The 16,800-nt window shown below is 65.3% G+C and carries 15 protein-coding genes; 11 read left to right on the plus strand and 4 right to left on the minus strand.

Annotation, left to right across the window (positions count from 1 at the left end; genetic code table 11):
• Positions 1-2: 2 nt before the first annotated feature.
• Positions 3-1,229 carry a pyridoxal-phosphate-dependent aminotransferase family protein gene (locus G3574_RS18560; protein WP_163966466.1) on the minus strand — a complete coding sequence of 409 codons (1,227 nt, stop codon included), beginning with the start codon at positions 1,227-1,229 and terminating at the stop codon, positions 3-5.
• Between the two features lie 230 nt (positions 1,230-1,459).
• Here G3574_RS18560 and G3574_RS18565 point away from each other — a divergent pair, with 230 nt between their 5' ends.
• Positions 1,460-2,179 carry a GntR family transcriptional regulator gene (locus tag G3574_RS18565; protein WP_163966468.1) on the plus strand — a complete coding sequence of 240 codons (720 nt, stop codon included), beginning with the start codon at positions 1,460-1,462 and terminating at the stop codon, positions 2,177-2,179.
• Positions 2,180-2,191: 12 nt separating this feature from the next.
• Positions 2,192-5,221 carry an FAD-binding and (Fe-S)-binding domain-containing protein gene (locus G3574_RS18570; protein ID WP_163966471.1) on the plus strand — a complete coding sequence of 1,010 codons (3,030 nt, stop codon included), beginning with the start codon at positions 2,192-2,194 and terminating at the stop codon, positions 5,219-5,221.
• 50 nt (positions 5,222-5,271) lie between these two features.
• On the opposite strand, the gene G3574_RS18575 is transcribed toward G3574_RS18570, so the two are convergent.
• A complete protein-coding gene (locus tag G3574_RS18575; RefSeq protein ID WP_163966474.1) occupies positions 5,272-6,108 on the minus strand; it encodes an AraC family transcriptional regulator in 837 nt (278 codons plus the stop codon).
• A gap of 240 nt (positions 6,109-6,348) precedes the next feature.
• Here G3574_RS18575 and G3574_RS18580 point away from each other — a divergent pair, with 240 nt between their 5' ends.
• Positions 6,349-8,103, plus strand: coding sequence for a histidine kinase famiy protein (locus G3574_RS18580; protein WP_163966477.1), 1,755 nt, complete (start codon positions 6,349-6,351; stop codon positions 8,101-8,103).
• A gap of 34 nt (positions 8,104-8,137) precedes the next feature.
• Here the strand turns inward: G3574_RS18580 and G3574_RS18585 are convergent, their stop codons facing one another.
• Both G3574_RS18585 and G3574_RS18590 read right to left on the minus strand, forming a co-directional pair.
• Positions 8,138-8,692 carry a hypothetical protein gene (locus G3574_RS18585; RefSeq protein ID WP_163966479.1) on the minus strand — a complete coding sequence of 185 codons (555 nt, stop codon included), beginning with the start codon at positions 8,690-8,692 and terminating at the stop codon, positions 8,138-8,140.
• Positions 8,693-9,058: 366 nt separating this feature from the next.
• Positions 9,059-10,204 carry a BMP family ABC transporter substrate-binding protein gene (locus tag G3574_RS18590; RefSeq protein WP_163966481.1) on the minus strand — a complete coding sequence of 382 codons (1,146 nt, stop codon included), beginning with the start codon at positions 10,202-10,204 and terminating at the stop codon, positions 9,059-9,061.
• A gap of 285 nt (positions 10,205-10,489) precedes the next feature.
• On the opposite strand from G3574_RS18590, the gene G3574_RS18595 reads away from it, so the two are divergent.
• Genes G3574_RS18595 through G3574_RS18630 form a run of 8 tightly spaced genes read left to right on the plus strand, consistent with a single transcriptional unit; the run spans position 10,490 to position 16,799 of the window.
• Positions 10,490-10,993 carry a (2Fe-2S)-binding protein gene (locus G3574_RS18595; RefSeq protein ID WP_163966485.1) on the plus strand — a complete coding sequence of 168 codons (504 nt, stop codon included), beginning with the start codon at positions 10,490-10,492 and terminating at the stop codon, positions 10,991-10,993.
• On the plus strand, positions 10,990-13,191 hold the full coding sequence (locus tag G3574_RS18600; RefSeq protein WP_163966487.1) for a xanthine dehydrogenase family protein molybdopterin-binding subunit: 2,202 nt from the start codon (positions 10,990-10,992) through the stop codon (positions 13,189-13,191). The genes G3574_RS18595 and G3574_RS18600 overlap by 4 nt, the downstream gene beginning before the upstream one ends.
• Positions 13,192-13,199: 8 nt before the next feature.
• On the plus strand, positions 13,200-13,595 hold the full coding sequence (gene soxX / locus G3574_RS18605) for a sulfur oxidation c-type cytochrome SoxX (RefSeq protein ID WP_235953511.1): 396 nt from the start codon (positions 13,200-13,202) through the stop codon (positions 13,593-13,595).
• On the plus strand, positions 13,592-14,068 hold the full coding sequence (locus tag G3574_RS18610; protein ID WP_205609845.1) for a SoxY-related AACIE arm protein: 477 nt from the start codon (positions 13,592-13,594) through the stop codon (positions 14,066-14,068). Before soxX ends, G3574_RS18610 begins: the two co-directional genes overlap by 4 nt.
• 2 nt (positions 14,069-14,070) lie before the next feature.
• A complete protein-coding gene (locus tag G3574_RS18615) occupies positions 14,071-14,394 on the plus strand; it encodes a thiosulfate oxidation carrier complex protein SoxZ (protein WP_163966493.1) in 324 nt (107 codons plus the stop codon).
• Entirely contained in the window at positions 14,387-15,169 is a 783-nt protein-coding gene (soxA, locus tag G3574_RS18620; RefSeq protein ID WP_163966496.1) for a sulfur oxidation c-type cytochrome SoxA, read from the plus strand. Before G3574_RS18615 ends, soxA begins: the two co-directional genes overlap by 8 nt.
• Before the next feature lie 11 nt (positions 15,170-15,180).
• Positions 15,181-15,531: a c-type cytochrome gene (locus G3574_RS18625; RefSeq protein ID WP_163966499.1), complete on the plus strand. Its 351-nt coding sequence runs from the start codon at positions 15,181-15,183 to the stop codon at positions 15,529-15,531.
• On the plus strand, positions 15,528-16,799 hold the full coding sequence (locus G3574_RS18630; RefSeq protein WP_163966502.1) for an FCSD flavin-binding domain-containing protein: 1,272 nt from the start codon (positions 15,528-15,530) through the stop codon (positions 16,797-16,799). Before G3574_RS18625 ends, G3574_RS18630 begins: the two co-directional genes overlap by 4 nt.
• The last annotated feature ends 1 nt before the right edge of the window (position 16,800 follow it).

Raw genomic sequence — 16,800 nt, forward strand, 5'->3', positions numbered from 1 at the left:
CTTCAGGCAGCCTTGGCGAGCTTTTCGTTGTTGCCTGCGGTTGCCGTCAAGTGTTTCATTGCCGCCAGCACGCCGCCTTTCTGGTGCGGTACGCCGGCCACTTCGAATCCCATTTCCACGCCGGCCAGCGTGCCCATCAGGGTCAGGTCGTTGAAGTCGCCGAGATGGCCGATGCGGAATACCCAGCCGGACAGCTTGGTCAGGCCCTGGCCGAGCGACATGTTGAAGTTCTCGAGCACCGCCTTGCGGAAGGCGTCGGCGTTGTAGTGCTGGCCGGAGGCATCCCTGGGCATGACCACCGCGGTCAGCACGCCGCTGTACTCGGCCGGGTTCTGGCAAAGGATCTCCATGCCCCAGGCTTTCACCGCCTCGCGCGTGGCGGCGGCATGGCGCTGGTGGCGGGCGAAGACGTTCTGCAATCCTTCTTCCGCCAGCATGTCGCAGGCTTCGGACAGACCGTAGAGCAGGTTGGTCGCCGGGGTGTAAGGCCAGAAGCCGTTCTTGTTCGCTTCCAGGATCTCGCCCCAGCCCCAGTACGCCTTGGACAGGCCGGCCCGCTGGGATGCCGCGATCGCCTTGTCGGACACGGCGTTGAACGACAGGCCGGGCGGCAGCATCAAGCCTTTCTGCGAACCGCTGACGGTGACATCCACGCCCCATTCGTCATGGCGGTAATCAATCGAGCCGAGCGAGGAAATGGTGTCGACCAGCAGCAGGGCGGGGTGGTTCGCCTTGTCGATCGCGCGCCGGACCGCGGGGATGTCGGAGGTGACGCCAGTCGAGGTTTCGTTGTGCACCACGCACACCGCCTTGATCTTGTGTTCCTTGTCTTCCGCCAGGCGCGCCTCGATCTGGGCGGCATCCGCGCCGCGTCGCCAGTCGCCGCCGAGGAATTCCGCGTTCAGGCCCAGCTTGTCCGCCATCTTCTTCCATAGGGTGGCGAAGTGGCCGGTCTCGACCATCAATACGGTGTCGCCGGGCGACAAGGTGTTGACGAGCGCGGCTTCCCAGGCGCCGGTGCCGGATGCCGGATAGATCACGACCGGGTTCGCGGTCTGGAAAATCGTCTTGATGTCGGCGAGTACCTTTTTGCCGAGCGCCTGGAATTCTGGTCCGCGATGGTCAATCGTCGGATAATCCATGGCGCGCAGGATGCGATCGGGAACGGTGGACGGACCCGGGATCTGCAGAAAGTGGCGGCCGGCGGGATGGGAGTTGAGTTTTACCATGTTCGGGCAGGTAGTTGGGTGGACGGGAAGAAAAAGCATTTTGCATACAATATACCAAACCATCGTCATGTCAAGTATTTGCAGTCCCGGAAATGGAAATTCGGCAGTTTCGCGCGGATTTCACGCCGAATTTCGCCCTTAGAATGGCATTGCGGCAAGGCTGCATGTTGCCGGCCTGTGTTCTGCCCGGTTGAGTCAATCTAAAACTTTGGTATACAATATACGAAATCATGGACAGCCCAGTTAACTCCTCCTCGCCCATTCCCAAGATCGACCGCCAGGGCCTGTCGGCCGCGGTGACTTCCCGCCTGCGGGACATGATCGTGGAAGGCACGCTTGCCGCCGGCACCCGGCTCAACGAGCGAATGCTTTGCGAGCAGCTGAACGTGTCGCGCACGCCCTTGCGCGAGGCGTTCAAGACGCTCGCGGTGGAGGGCCTGATCGTGCTGCAGCCCAACCGGGGCGCGGTGGTGGCGCAGATGTCCATCGTCGAGATCGAGCAGACCTTCGAGGTCATGGCGGCGCTGGAGGCCTTGTCGGGCGAACTTGCCTGCGCGCGCGCCACCGACGGGGAAATCGCGGAAATCAAGGCCCTGCATTTCGAGATGCTGGCCGCCCATACCCGGCGCGACCTGCCGTCCTACTACAAGCTCAACCACGCGATCCACGATCGCATCAATGCCGCCGCGCGCAATCCCGTGCTGACGGATACCTACCTGCAGATGAATTCGCGCATCCAGAGCCTGCGCTTCCGGTCCAACTTCAACCAGGACAAGTGGGACGCCGCCGTCAAGGAACACGGCGCGATGCTGGAGGCACTGGAAAGGCGCGACGCGCGGGCCCTGCGCGAGGTGCTGCAGCAGCATCTGCACAACAAGCGCGACGCCGTCATCGCCGTGATGCGCGAGGCGCAGGAAACCCTGCGGGCGGCCCCGCCTGATTCCCCTTAGGAGAACTTCAAGATGAACGCTTCGGTCCCTTCCAACGTCCTGCTTTCCGCCGACGTGCAATCGCGGCTGGACAACCAGCAGCTGGCGGCGAGGCTGGCGAAGGAGACCGCGGGCGAAGTCTTGTTCGACCGCCTGTCGCGCGGGCGCTATTCGACCGATGCATCGATCTACCAGATCGAACCGGTCGGCGTATTCGTGCCCCGCACTGAAGACGATGTCGCCACGGCGATGGCCATCGCGCGCGACGCGCGCGTGCCGGTGCTGCCGCGCGGCGCAGGCACCAGCCAGTGCGGCCAGACGGTGGGCGCTGCGCTGGTGATCGACAACAGCAAGTACCTCAAGAAGGTCGTCGACTTCGACAAGGAAGCGATGACCGTCACCGTGCAGCCCGGCATCGTGCTCGACCACCTGAACGCCTGGCTCAAGCCCAATGGCCTGTGGTTCCCGGTGGATGTATCGACCGCGGCGCAGTGCACGATCGGCGGCATGGCAGGCAACAACTCATGCGGTTCGCGCAGCCTCCACTACGGCAACATGGTGCACAACGTCCTCGCCATCGATGCCTGGCTGTCCGATGGCACCGGCGCCCGCTTCGAATCTCTCGACGCGATGCGCGCCGGCGCGTCGGGACGCATGCGCGGACTCATCGACACCATCGCTGCCATCGCCGGACGGGAACATGAGGAAATCGCGGCACGCTACCCGCGCGTGCTGCGCCGGGTCGGCGGCTACAACCTCGACGTATTCCATCCGCAATCGGAGCGGCCGTACACCGCCGACGGCAGCGTCAACCTCGCCCACCTGCTGGTCGGCTCCGAAGGCACGCTCGCCTATTCGCGCCAGGTGACGCTGAAGCTGGCGCCGCTGCCCAAGTCCAAGGCGCTCGGCATCGTCAACTTCACGAACTTCAACAAGGCGATGGACAGCACGCGGCACATCGTCAGGCTGCGGCCGGTCGCTGTCGAACTGGTGGACCGCACCATGATCGAACTCGCGCGCGGCAACCCGGCGTTTCGCCAGACGATCGAGAAGGCCTTGATCGGTTCGCCGGACGCCATCTTGCTGGTGGAGTTCGCCGGCGAAGACAAGGCGGAGCAGGTGCGCAAGCTGAAGGACCTGGTCGCGCTCATGGGCGACCTCGGCCTGCCGGGCACGGTGGTCGAAATGCCCGACGAAAAGGAACAGAAGGAATTGTGGGAAGTCCGCAAGGCCGGGCTGAACATCATGATGAGCCTGAAGGGCGACGGCAAGCCCGTTTCCTTCATCGAAGACTGCGCGGTGCCGCTGGAGCACCTCGCCGAGTACACCGACCGCCTCACCGAAGTCTTCGCCAGGCATGGCACCCGCGGCACCTGGTACGCCCATGCGTCCGTCGGCACGCTGCACGTGCGGCCCATCCTCGACATGCGCCGCGACGGCAGCGCCAAGATGCGCGCCATTGCGGAAGAGGCCGGTGCGCTCGTGCGCAAGTACAAGGGCGCCTTCTCCGGAGAACATGGCGACGGCCTCGTGCGCAGCGAATGGGTGGACTGGCAGTTCGGCGAACGCATGATGAATGCCTTCCGCGAGATCAAGGATGCCTTCGATCCGCAGGGACTCATGAATCCCGGCAAGATCGTGCGCGCCACCAAAATGGACGATGCCTCCCTCTACCGCTTCAAGCCGGGCTATGCCGAGCTTCCATTGAAGACTGCGCTCGACTGGTCGGCATGGAACGTGAAGGCCGATCCCGTAACCGAGCAGGTCAGCGCGCCCGGCACCGGCGGCGATGCCACCGGCGGCTTCGCCAAGGCGATCGAGATGTGCAACAACAATGGTCATTGCCGCAAGTTCGACGGCGGCACGATGTGCCCGAGCTACCGCGTCACCAAGGACGAGCAGCACCTGACCCGGGGTCGCGCCAACTCGCTGCGCCTCGCGGTCTCCGGCCAGCTCGGCCCCGATGCCTTCACCTCCGATGCCCTGTACGACACCATGGACCTGTGCGTCGGCTGCAAGGGATGCAAGCGCGACTGCCCGACCGGCATCGACATGGCGCGCATGAAGACGGAATTCCTGTACCACTACCGGCGCAAGCACGGCATGCGACTCAAGGACAGGCTGGTGGCCGGGCTGCCGCGCTACGCGCCGCTGGCCTCGCGTCTCGCGCCGCTGTTCAACCTGCGCGATGCGATCCCCGGCGTCGCCGGCCTGACTGAAAAATGGCTGGGCTTCAGCGCCAGGCGCAAGCTTCCCCAATGGCGCACCGACACCTTCTTGTCACGCGCCAAGGCCGCGCAGCCAACCCGAGGCGTGGCCGAGGCAGGCGAGGTAGTCTTGTTCGCCGATACCTTCAACAATTACTTCGAAGCCGAAAACGCGCATGCCGCGCTGCGCGTGCTGGAGGCGGCGGGTTACCGCGTGCACCTGGCGCGGGCGGCGGGGGAGTCGCGTCCGCTGTGCTGCGGCCGCACCTATCTTGCGGCGGGCCAGGTCGACGAGGCGAAGCAGGAGGCACGCCGCACCCTCGATGCCTTACTGCCCTTCGTCCGGCGCGGCGTGCCGGTAGTCGGGCTCGAACCTTCCTGCCTGCTGACGATGCGCGATGAATTCCTCGCCTACGGCTTCGGCGAAGAGGCCAGGGCACTGTCGGAATCCGCACTACTTTTCGAGGAATTCCTGGCGCGCGAAGCCAGGGCCGGCAAGCTGAAGCTCGCGCTCAAGGCCTTGCCGCAATCGACCGCGCTGCTGCACGGCCATTGCCACCAGAAGGCCTTCGACGCGGTGAAGCCGGTGCAGGTGGTGCTCGGCCTCATTCCCGGCCTGCAGGTCAAGCTGATCGAAAGCAGCTGCTGCGGCATGGCGGGAAGCTTCGGCTATGAGGCGAAGCATTACGATGTGTCGATGAAGATGGCGGAACAGTCCCTGCTGCCAGCCGTCCGCGAAGCCGGCACGAACGCGCTGATCGTGGCCGACGGCACGAGCTGCCGCCACCAGATTGCCGATGGCGCGCAGCGCGAAGCCGTCCACGTCGCGCGCGTGCTCGAGGCGGCGCTGGCCTGAGAGACCGGGGATGGCGGGCATCACCGCTTCCTGCGGCATCCCCGTCAGGCTCACCCTTCGGCGAGTGCGTCTTCGCCGGCCTGCTGCAGCCACGCGCGCGGAGACAGGCCCATCCGTTCCGTGAACATGCGGGTGAAGGCCGGCTGGCTGGCGTATCCAACGCGCTGGCAGACATCCTTCACCGGCACGCCCCTGCGCAGGAAGTCCTTGGCCAGCGACAGGCGCCACTCTGTCACGTACTCGCCCGGCGGGATGCCGATGACTTCATGGAAATAATCCGCGAACTTGCTGCGTGACATGCCAGCGGTACGGGCCAGCGCTTCGATGGGCCAGGGTTGGCGCGGATGTTCATGGATGGCAGCGAGAGCCTTCGATAATCGTCCGTCAAGCAAGCCCACCAGCGTGCCGGATGGCATGTTCCGGTGCTGCATATCATGCCGGATCAGCTGCACGATCAGCACGTCGCACAAACGGTCGAGGATCATGTCCTGCCCTGTCTCCGGCGTCTCCGCTTCCTCGAACAACATTTCGATGCTGCGTGCCAGCGTGGGTGCTTGACCCAGCGGCAGGCAGATCACTTCCGGCAAGGCACGCGCCATCAGGTTATGGTTGCCGCCCTCGAAAAAGACTTCCGCGCACAGGAGTTGCGCCTCGCCGATGGCATCGAGCGCGTGGCTCAGCCCGCGCGGATAGAAAATCAGCGCCGGCCCATCCACCCGAAGGTCGGCCGACTCCGCATGGGAAAGCACGATGGCGCCGGAGCGGACGATGTGCAAATGCCCTGTCTTTCCGTCGTTGACAAAACGGTTCGAACCGCAGAAGCGCGCGTTGAAAAACACGTGTGACCGGAATGCGTGCCTCCCGATCAGCCGGGAAATCTTGTCCATGGCGAGATGTCACGAGGGAAAGCGGGCGCGCTGCACGAAGCCGTAGCGCGCCTGGAAATTGCCGTGCGGTATGAAACAAATGTTTATACATGGTTTTTCAGAAGCTTTCACGCTTTTGACGGAGCAAAAGGAGACAAATCATTGTCATTGGTTCGTGGCCCGAGCCGGATGGGGCAATCTTCAAATGGAAACCCGACGCGCTCAGTTCTGCGGCAGGGTTCGCAACACGCGGAAAAACTGATGGCGATTGGCAGCGGAAAAGAAAGCAGGAATGGCAAGCCTTTGGACGTGGAGGGAGGCAACCAGAGCGCCGGGATCCCGGCATCGGGAGAGGTGGAAGGCAACAGCTTTTCCCCCCAGGGCAATCCCGGCTTCCATCACTGGCAATCGAGCTTCATCACCGAGCCCGGACTGGAAGACCGGGGCAATATCTTCTTCGCGGCGGTCGAGATGACGCGCATGCCGATGGTCGTGACCGACCCCAACCAGCCGGACAATCCCATCGTCTTTGCCAACAAGGCCTTCCTTGACCTGACGGAATACCCCGAAGACCAGATCATCGGCCGCAACTGCCGCTTCCTGCAAGGCAAGGACACCGATCCTGGCACCGTCCGCGAAGTCCGCACGGCGCTTGCCGAACACAAGGCGGTCGCGGTCGACATCCTCAACTACAAGGCCGACGGCACGCCCTTCTGGAACGCGCTGTTCATCGGCCCGGTGTTCGACAGGGAAGGCAGGTTGCTCTACTACTTCGCCTCCCAGCTCGACATTACCCGGCGGCGCTTTTCCGAGCAGGCCTATTTGCAGGCGCAGAAGATGGAAGCCATCGGCCAGCTGACCGCCGGCCTGGCGCACGATTTCAACAACCTGCTGCAGATCGTGTCGGGCAATCACGAGCTGGCGACGGCCCAGGTCGCGGCCGGCGACGATCCTTCCGAAGCCATCTCCCGCGCCAGCGCCGCCGTGCAGAAAGCCTCGCGGCTGACGACCCAGCTGCTGACCTTCGCCCGCAAGCAGCGGCTCGAGCCGAAGCGCGTCAACCTCAATTCCGTGGTGGTCGAATTCAGCGACATGCTGGTGCGCACGCTCGGCGACAAGGTGGACCTGTCGCTCGACCTGAAGCCGAACGTGCCTCATTGCACGCTCGATCCCATCCACTTCGAGATGGCGCTGCTGAACGTGCTGATCAATGCCCGCGACGCCATGCCTGATGGCGGCAAGGTCACCATCGGCACGTCCATCCTCGACGAACAGGAAAGGGTCGACGCGCATGAATTGCCGCCGGGGACGTATGTGGTCATCTGCGTGATCGACGAGGGAAGCGGCATGACGCCCGAGGTCGCGGCGCGCGCCACCGAGCCTTTCTTTACCACGAAGGGCCCGGGCACCGGGCTCGGCCTCGCGATGGTTTATGGCTTCGTGCGCCAGTCGCAGGGGCGGCTCGAGATCGAAAGCAAGCCCGTGAAGGGAACGACCATCCGCATGATCTTTCCCGCGACGGAGCGCGTGGCGCGCACCGCGAACGCCGATGCCGCGAGAAGGCAGGGCGACCGGGGCGGCGCGAAATGGAGTCCCGATGCCGTCGTCAACCCCAGGACCATCCTCGTGGTCGACGACAGCCAGGATATCCGCGAGCTGGTCGAATCGTTCCTGTCGGCGCGGGGATACCGCGTGATCACCGCCGCCAGCGGAGAGGAAGCGTTGACGCTGGTGGAGCGCTATGGCGACATCGACCTGCTGTTCACCGACGTCATCATGCCCGGGGGGATGAACGGCTTCCAGCTCGTCGACCGACTGCGCCAGCGCATCCCCGCGCTGCCGGTCCTGCTCGCCACGGGCTACATGGAAGAGCTGCCCCGGTCGCCGGACGACGATGCGCGCCTGCACGTCATGAGCAAGCCGTTCAAGCTTGCCGATCTCGGCGAGCGTATCCAGGCCTCCCTGCTTCCCGGCGGCGCGCCGAAGCCGGCGGGCAGCTATCGCCACGAGGGCTGATTCCGCGCGGCGCCGGCATGCTGCCCGGTCCCCTTCAGTCCAGCGCGTGCGAAGCCGGCACGCCGGCTGTCCCCAGGCCCAGCCTCGAGAAAAGCTCGGCCCGCTGCAGGTGCGTCAGCTCGCCCATGTCGGACAGGATCTTGCCGACCGGCCGGCTGATCTCGGGCACCTGCGGGCGGGCGCGGTCATCGTAGCCATAGCGCACCTTGATCTCTTCCATCGCCTCGGGGCGCGGCAGCGTGGCGATGAGGTCGATGAGTTCGGCAAGGTTTTCCTCGCTGGCAACTTCGGCGGCGGCGCATAGGACTCGCATGCTGGCACGGCTGATCGTCAGGAGGTCGTCCTTCGAAATTTCCAGTTCGAGGATGAACCGGCGCGCCACCTTCATGTACTGGCGCGCGGCCTGCGGGTGGATGCCTTCCTCGAGCAGGAAGCCGCGGAAGGTCTGCGCGGCGGCGCGGCCGCGCCAGTCGCCGGTATCCTCGAGAACGCAGAGCATTGCGCCCATGCGGATCTTCTGGAACCCGATATGGCGGTGCACGCGGGTGGTGAGCTGGTACAGGTCGGTGTTCAAGTCGGATGTGGTCATCGTTGCTGGCAAAAAGGAAATTGCGGGACCCGGCCCGGGCATGTCGGAGACTGACCAGGCTATGTGTTGGATATGGGGACGGGAGCCCGGAATGCCAGCGGAATTTTCGCGAAAAACATTGAAAAATCAACGGGTTGCAATGAGTTTCGGAAAGGATGGCCTGGATGGCGGAGCCTCTGCCTGCAAGGAAAACATTGCCTCTGCACCGGGCAATGAATGAGAGCGTTTTGCCGCGAAGGGCAAGGATCGGGGGGAATGCGGGAAGGGGGGAACGGCGGGGCATACTTCGCTGCGATGCCGGCTTCCCGGCAAGTTGCGGGAGGCCGGCATGGCGCGCCCGGGCGGGGATGCCCGGGCAGGCACTGCTTATTTGGGCAGTGAACCTTCCACGCCCTTCACGTAGAACTTCATTTCCTTCAGGAAGGCGTCTTCGGCCGACTTGCCGGCGGGCAGGACCTCCTTGCCGGACTGGTCGACCAGCGGGCCGTTGAACACGCCCTTGCCGGCGGCAAGGTCGGCCTTGCGGTCGGCGACCAGCTTCTTCACGTCGTCAGGCAGCGCGGCGTTCAGGTTCACCAGGTCGATGGCGCCTTCCTTCACGCCCCACCAGGTCTCGCCGCTCTTCCAGGTGCCGTCGATGACCGATTGCACCGACTTCTTGTAGTACGGCGCCCAGTTGATCACGGCGGAGGCGAGGTGGGCCTTCGGTCCGAACTTCGACATGTCGGAATCCCAACCGAACGCATACACACCCTTCTCTTCCGCGACCTGCAGCGTGGCGGGCGAATCGGTGTTCTGGATCAGCACGTCCACGCCCTGGTTGATCATCGAGAGGGCGGCATCGCGTTCCTTCGGCGGATCGAACCAGTTCGACACCCACACCGCGCGCGTGCTGACGTTCGGGTTGACCGACTGCGCGCCCAGCGTGAAGGCGTTGATGTTGCGGATCACTTCGGGAATCGGGAAGGAGGCGACCACGCCGAGTTTGTTCGACTTGGTCATCTTGCCGGCCACCACGCCCGCGAGGTACGCGCCCTCGTAGGTGCGGCTGTCGTAGATGGACATGTTGGGCGCGGTCTTGTAGCCGGTGGCATGCTCGAACTTCACGTCCGGATATTGCTTCGCCACTTTGAGCATTGGCTCCATGTAGCCAAAGGAGGTCGCGAAGATCAGCTTGTTGCCCTGTTCGGCGAGGTCGCGGATGACGCGTTCGGCGTCGGCGCCCTCGGGTACCTTTTCCACGAAGGTGGTCTTTACCTTGTCGCCGAGATCGGCTTCCACCGCCTTGCGGCCGAGGTCATGGGCGAAGGTCCAGCCCGCATCGGCGACGGGACCGACGTAGATGTAGCCCACCTTCAGCGGTTCGCCCTTGGCGGCGGCTGCCGGTGCGCTGGCCGGCGCTGTTTCCGCCTGCTTGGGTTCTTCCTTCTTTCCGCAGGAGGCCAGCACGATGCCGGTGCATGCGAGCGCGGCGAAACGCACCAGGGTGCGGCGCTTGACGTTGTCGATCATAGGTTTCCTTCAGTTGAACAAAGGGGGTTGGATGCCGTTTTCCACTTGGCAAGTTCCGGTCCAGATCGTAGCTGAACGACAGCAAGTGAACAACTGTCAATTGTATCAATTTCATCTGTCCGAACATGTCCTCTTTTGGAAACCGCGCGACGGACGCACGCCGGGAAAGTTTTCCATGTGGCCAGCAAGCCGCTTGCGAAAGGCGTAATATTTCTTGCGCAATCCCGCCTGCGCCGCACCAGGCGCAAGCCTCCGCCCGTACCGATCACAACAAGGAGACAATGCATGGCAACATTGAACGTCAATGGCAAGACCAGGGAGTTCGAGGCGGAGGACGATACGCCGCTGCTCTGGGTACTGCGCGAACAGCTGGGACTGACGGGCACGAAGTACGGTTGCGGCATCGCCCAGTGCGGCGCCTGCACGGTCCACATCGATGGCGAACCGACCCGCAGCTGCGTGCGCCCGGTCTCGACGGTTCCTGCCAATGCGAAGATCGTTACCATCGAAGGCCTGTCGCCCGATGGCTCGCATCCGCTGCAGAAAGCCTGGGTCGCGCTCGACGTTCCGCAATGCGGCTTCTGCCAGTCCGGGATGCTGATGGCCGCCTCGGCGCTGCTCAAGGAAAAGCCCAATCCCACCGACGCGGACATCGATGCCGCAATGACCAACATCTGCCGCTGCGGCACGTACAACCGGGTCCGCGCCGCCATCAAGGTCGCCGCCCGGGGCATCGATCCGAAGAGCGCGGGCCTCGACATCCAGCACGTGGAAAGGAGCGCCACATGAGCCGCGCCCCCGCCACGCAAGCCACCCAGCCGGATCGTTCCCGCCGCCGCTTCCTGAAAAGCTCCGCCGCCACGGCGGCCAGCCTGGTCGTCGGCTTCCATGTGCCCTTCCTGCGGAATGCGAATGCGCAGGCGAGCACCGGCACGCCCGAGGTGAATGCCTGGGTCGTTGTCAGGCCCGACGAGACGGTCGTCATCCGCGTGGCGCGTTCGGAAATGGGGCAGGGCTCGCTCACCGGCCTGGCGCAGCTCGTCGCCGAGGAACTGGAATGCGACTGGGCCAGGGTCACCACCGAATATCCCACGCCGGGCCAGAACCTCGCGCGCAACCGCGCCTGGGGCAACTTCTCCACCGGCGGCAGCCGCGGCATCCGCGAATCGCATGAATACGTGCGCATGGGCGGCGCCACGGCGCGCGCCATGCTGGTCCAGGCGGCGGCCGAGGAGTGGAAGGTGGCGCCCGCCGAATGCCGCGTCGCCAATGGCGTCATCAGCCATCCGAACGGCCGAAGCACCACCTTCGGCAAGGTCGCCGGAGCAGCCTCCAGGCTCGCGCCGCCCAAGGACATCAAGCTCAAGGATCCCAAGGACTGGAAGCTCGCCGGCAAGCGCCTCGCGCGCCTCGACACGATCGACAAGACCACCGGCAAGCAGGTCTATGGCATGGACCTCGCGATGCCCGGCATGCTCAATGCCGCGATCCGCGATTGCCCGGTCTTCGGCGGCAAGATCAAGAGCATCAAGGCCGATGCAATCATGAACCGGCCGGGCGTGAAGAAGGTTGTGCGGGTCGGCGACAGCGCCGTGGCGGTGGTGGCCGATACCTGGTGGCGCGCCAAGACAGCGCTCGACGCCCTGCCGATCGAATGGGACAACGGCCCGAACGCCTCACTCTCCAGCGCGGACATCGCCCGCATGCTGCGCGAGGGATTGGATGCGCCCGACGCCGTCGTCGGCAACCAGAACGGCGATGCCGCCGGCGCGCTTGCGGGTGCCGCGCGCCGCATCGAGGCGGTCTACTCCTATCCGTACCAGAACCACGCCACGATGGAAACGATGAACGCCACGGCACGCTGGACGCCGGAGCGCTGCGAAGTGTGGACGCCGACCCAGAACGGCGAAGCCGCGCTCGCGGCCGCCGCCGAAGCGGCCGGCCTGCCGCCATCCAGGTGCGAGGTCTACAAGCTCCACCTCGGCGGCGGATTCGGCCGGCGCGGCGCGGTGCACGACTGGGTGCGCCAGGTGGTGGCGATCGCGAAGGAAATGCCGGGCACGCCCATCAAGATGATCTGGACCCGCGAAGAAGACATGCTGCATGGCCGCTACCATCCGGTCACGCAATGCAAGCTGAGCGCCGGCCTCGATGCCCAGGGCAATGTCACCGCGCTGCACATGCGCCTGTCGGGGCAGTCCATCCTCGCCGGCATCGCGCCGCAAAACATCCAGAACGGCAAGGATCCGGTGGCGTTCCAGGGTCTCAACCCGCCCGGTCCCGAAGCCTCCATCGGCTACAGCTTTCCCAACCTGCTGATCGACCATGCGATGCGCAACCCGCCGGTGCCGCCGGGTTTCTGGCGCGGCGTCAACCTGAACCACAACGCGATCTACCTCGAGTGCTTCCTCGACGAGGTGGCGCACGCGACCAAACAGGACCCGCTGGCGCTGCGCCGCAAACTGATGGCCAACCATCCCAAACATCTCGCCGTGCTCAATGCCGCCGCGGAACGCGCCGGCTGGGGCAAACCGCTGCCGAAGGGCGTTTATCGCGGCCTGGCGCAGACCATGGGCTTCGGCAGCTATGTCGCCGCGGTCGCGGAAGTGTCGGTCAGCGACGACGGCAAGCTCAAGGTGCATCGCATCGTTGCCGCCACCGATCCGGGACATGCCGTCAATCCGCAGCAGATCGAGGCGCAGGTGGAAGGTTCCTTCGTCTACGGCCTGTCGGCCATGATGTACGGCGAATGCACGCTGAAGGACGGCCGCATGGAACAGGACAACTTCAGCACCTACCCGGTCATGAAGATGGACGAGATGCCGCGCGTCGAAACCGTGCTCGTGCCCTCGGGCGGCTTCTGGGGCGGCGTCGGCGAACCGACCATCGCGGTCGCCGCGCCGGCTGTGCTCAATGCCATCTTTGCCGCCACCGGTAAGCGCATCCGCGATCTTCCGCTGAAGAACCACAGTCTCAAGCGGACATGACCGGAGCCATGGCGGCATCCCTGGGCGCGGCCTTCGCCTTGCTGCTCGCGCCGGGCGGCGCGGCCGCGCAGCAGGCGGATGAGCCGGGCGATCCGGCGCGCGGCCGCGCGATCGTCGCCAGCAGGCAGGCGGGCCTCTGCCTGCTCTGCCATGCCGCGCCGATCGCCGAAGAACGCTTCCAGGGCAACCTCGCACCCGATCTCGCGGGTGCGGGCAAGCGCTGGAGCGAAGGCGAGCTGCGCCTGCGCATGATGGACGCCGCCGCCTTCAATCCCGACACCATCATGCCTTCCTATGCCAGGACGGAAGGCTTCAACCGCGTCGCGCCGGCGCTCGCCGGCAAGCCCTTGCTGACGCCTCGGCAGATCGAAGACGTGGTTGCCTATTTGCGGACCCTGCAATGACACTGACGCATCACACCAAGGGAGCAACCGGCGCGAACGCCATGCGCAGGCTGGTGCTGGCGGCCGGCATGAGCTTGCTCGTGCGTCCGGCGTCGGCCACGCCGCAGACGCTGGACGCGGCGATCCGCGCCTTCACCGGCGGCGCGCAGCTGGGCGCGGGCAAGGTCGTGCTCGACGTGGCGCCGCTGGTCGACAATGGCAACGTGGTTCCGCTGTCGGTGCGGGTCGACAGCCCCATGAGCGCCGACAATCACGTCACCGACATCGCCGTGTTCAACGAACGCAATCCCCAGTCCGATGTCGCGCGCTTCAGGCTCGGTCCGCGTGCCGGCAAGGCGGAGGTTTCCACCCGCATCCGCCTCGCAACCTCCCAGAAGCTGACCGCGATCGCGCGCTTCAGCGACGGCAGCTTCCAGGCCCAGACCGTGGACGTGATCGTTACCCTGGCGGCTTGCATCGAAGGAGAGGCGTGACCATGGCGCGCGCCCTGATCACCATGCCGAAGACGGCCAGGAAAGGGGAGATCATCGACATCCGCGCCCTGATCGCCCATCCGATGGAAACCGGATACCGGCCTGGCGCGGACGGCCGCATCCTGCCGCGCAACATCATTGTCCACTTCTCGTGCCGCTATGGCGATATCGAAGTCTTCAGCGCCGACCTCTACCCGGCCATTGCCGCCAATCCCTACATTGCCTTTCACACGGTCGCTACCGAAAGCGCTGTCCTGAGCTTCCGGTGGGAAGGCGACAATGGCTTCGACCAGACCGAACGCATGGAACTCACGGTGAATGGCTAACGAGGTCTTGCCCGTCGCGCTCCTCGCCAGCGTCCTCGCGCTGGCCGGGGTGCTCGCGGCTTCTCCCTCTTTGTCCGCCGAGCGCCGTTCCGGCTACGAGGACATGGGACCGGCCATCCAGGCGATGCAGCGCGACGATGCCCAGAACCCGGCGACGCTGTGGGTCAAGGAAGGCGAGCTGATGTGGGGAACCAGGACGGGTCGGGCGCAGCGCTCATGCGCCGATTGCCATGGCGAGGCCGAGCGTGGCATGAAGGGTGTCGCTGCGCGTTATCCGGCGTTCGACCCGGCCCTCGGCAAGCCGCTCACGCTTGCGCAGCGCATCAACCAGTGCCGCACGCAGCGCCAGCGGGCGGAAGCGCTCGCGCCGGAAAGCGACGGCATGCTGCAGCTCGAAAGCTTCGTCGCCCTGCAGTCGCGCGGCATGCCCATCGTGCAGCAGGATCCGCGCCTGCAAACCCATCGTGACCGCGGCGAGGCCTTGTTCCGCCAGCGGCTCGGCCAGCTCAATCTCTCCTGCGCCCAGTGCCACGACGAGCGCGCCGGCCTGCGTCTCGGCGGCACGCCGATTCCGCAGGGGCATCCGAACGGCTATCCGCTGTACAGGCTGGAATGGCAGGCGGTCGGTTCTCTCGGCCGGCGTTTGCGAAATTGCATGACGGGCGTGCGTGCGGCGCCTTACGCTGTCGATGCGCCGGAAATGACCGATCTCGAAATCTTTCTCAAGTGGCGCGCGCGCGGCATGGCGATGGAGTCGCCCGCCGTGCGGCCATGAAAGGATCCTGGATGAAGACCTTCTTTCCTGCCCTGTTGCTGATCATGACCGGCATGCCGGCGGCGCTTGCACAGACCGCACCCGTGCAAGCGGTATCCGACCGGCAGTTCGCCCGCCAGATCGCCGCCACTTGCGCCGGCTGCCATGACACCAATGGCCATGCGCAGGGTAACGCCATCCCGTCGCTGGCGGGAAGAAGCCGGGAAGAACTCACGGCCCAGATGCAGGCCTTCCGCAGTGGCGCGCGGCCCGGCACCATCATGCAGCAGCTCGCCAAGGGATATTCCAGCGAGCAGATCGACGCCATCGCGGCGTATCTCGCGGCGCAATCGCGCGAATCCGCCAAGGGGAGCCAACAGTGAAGCGGCGCGCATTCCTCAAGACGGCGGGCGCATCCGCCACCTGGGCGCTGGCGGGCTGCGCCAGCATCGGCAATTGCGCCCGGCCGCAGGTCGTGGTGGTGGGCGGCGGTTTCGGCGGCGCCACGGCCGCGAAATACCTGCGCCTCTGGAGCGAAGGTGGCATCGACGTCACGCTCGTCGAACCCAATCCCCGCTTCGTTTCCTGTCCCTTGTCGAATCTCGTGCTCGGCGGCCATCGCACGCTGGACGACCTCACGCTGGACTACGATGCCTTGCCGCGCCGTTACGGCGTCAGGCTTGTCCATGCCAGCGTGGCCGAGGTCAGGCACGACCGGCGGGAAGCCGCGCTGTCCGATGGCACGGTGCTGCGCTATGACCGCATCGTGCTTTCGCCCGGCGTGGAGTTCATGTTCGACGCCTTGCCGGCGTTGTCCTCGCCCGCCGCCCGCAACCAGGTCGTACATGCGTGGAAGGCCGGGCCGCAGACGCTGGCCCTGCGCAGGCAGCTCGAAGCCATGCCGGATGGCGGCGTGTTCGTGATGACGGTGCCCCCGCAACCCTATCGTTGCCCGCCCGGCCCCTATGAACGCGCCTGCCAGGTCGCCACTTACTTCCAACGCGCGAAGCCGCGTTCCAAGGTGCTGATCCTCGATGCCAATGACGACGTCGTTTCCAAGGGCGCGCTGTTCAAGCGCATCTGGGCGGAGCGCTATCCGGGCATGATCGAATACCAGCCGCAGTTCCGGCTCGCGGATGCCGACCTGCCCAATGCCGCCGTCATATCCGAGCTTGGCGACAGGGTACGGGCCGACGTGCTCAACCTCATACCGCCGCAGCGGGCCGGCGACATCGCGTTGCAGGCCGGCGTCGCCAATGCCAACGGCCGCTGGTGCCATGTCGACTTTCGTTCCTTCGAGTCGACGCGCATGCCCGGCGTGCACGTGCTGGGCGATGCCATCCAGGTGGCGCCGCTGATGCCGAAGTCGGGGCACATGGCGAACCAGCACGCCAAGGTATGCGCCGGGGCCATCGTCGCTGCGTTCGAGGGACATGAGATGGCCGGCTCGCCGGTGATCAACAATACCTGCTACAGCTTCGTCACCGGCAAGGAAGCAATCCATGTCGCGTCGGTGCATGCCTACGATGCCGCGGCGCGGAGCCTGATCGTGGTGCCGGGGTCCGGCGGATTGTCACCAGGCGCAAGCGAGCTCGAAGGGCGGTATGCCGGCGACTGGGCCAGGAATATCTGGAGCGACATGCTGGCCTGAC

This window comes from Noviherbaspirillum galbum (genome assembly GCF_010974945.1).
Taxonomy (GTDB): Bacteria; Pseudomonadota; Gammaproteobacteria; order Burkholderiales; family Burkholderiaceae_D; genus Noviherbaspirillum; species Noviherbaspirillum galbum.

What these genes read in the sequence shown, in the direction of transcription:
- G3574_RS18560 (WP_163966466.1), bottom strand. Translation starts at nt 1,229, where the DNA reads ATGGTAAAACTCAACTCCCATCCCGCCGGCCGCCACTTTCTGCAGATC.
- G3574_RS18565 (WP_163966468.1), top strand. Translation starts at nt 1,460, where the DNA reads ATGGACAGCCCAGTTAACTCCTCCTCGCCCATTCCCAAGATCGACCGC.
- G3574_RS18570 (WP_163966471.1), top strand. Translation starts at nt 2,192, where the DNA reads ATGAACGCTTCGGTCCCTTCCAACGTCCTGCTTTCCGCCGACGTGCAA.
- G3574_RS18575 (WP_163966474.1), bottom strand. Translation starts at nt 6,108, where the DNA reads ATGGACAAGATTTCCCGGCTGATCGGGAGGCACGCATTCCGGTCACAC.
- G3574_RS18580 (WP_163966477.1), top strand. Translation starts at nt 6,349, where the DNA reads ATGGCGATTGGCAGCGGAAAAGAAAGCAGGAATGGCAAGCCTTTGGAC.
- G3574_RS18585 (WP_163966479.1), bottom strand. Translation starts at nt 8,692, where the DNA reads ATGACCACATCCGACTTGAACACCGACCTGTACCAGCTCACCACCCGC.
- G3574_RS18590 (WP_163966481.1), bottom strand. Translation starts at nt 10,204, where the DNA reads ATGATCGACAACGTCAAGCGCCGCACCCTGGTGCGTTTCGCCGCGCTC.
- G3574_RS18595 (WP_163966485.1), top strand. Translation starts at nt 10,490, where the DNA reads ATGGCAACATTGAACGTCAATGGCAAGACCAGGGAGTTCGAGGCGGAG.
- G3574_RS18600 (WP_163966487.1), top strand. Translation starts at nt 10,990, where the DNA reads ATGAGCCGCGCCCCCGCCACGCAAGCCACCCAGCCGGATCGTTCCCGC.
- soxX (WP_235953511.1), top strand. Translation starts at nt 13,200, where the DNA reads ATGGCGGCATCCCTGGGCGCGGCCTTCGCCTTGCTGCTCGCGCCGGGC.
- G3574_RS18610 (WP_205609845.1), top strand. Translation starts at nt 13,592, where the DNA reads ATGACACTGACGCATCACACCAAGGGAGCAACCGGCGCGAACGCCATG.
- G3574_RS18615 (WP_163966493.1), top strand. Translation starts at nt 14,071, where the DNA reads ATGGCGCGCGCCCTGATCACCATGCCGAAGACGGCCAGGAAAGGGGAG.
- soxA (WP_163966496.1), top strand. Translation starts at nt 14,387, where the DNA reads ATGGCTAACGAGGTCTTGCCCGTCGCGCTCCTCGCCAGCGTCCTCGCG.
- G3574_RS18625 (WP_163966499.1), top strand. Translation starts at nt 15,181, where the DNA reads ATGAAGACCTTCTTTCCTGCCCTGTTGCTGATCATGACCGGCATGCCG.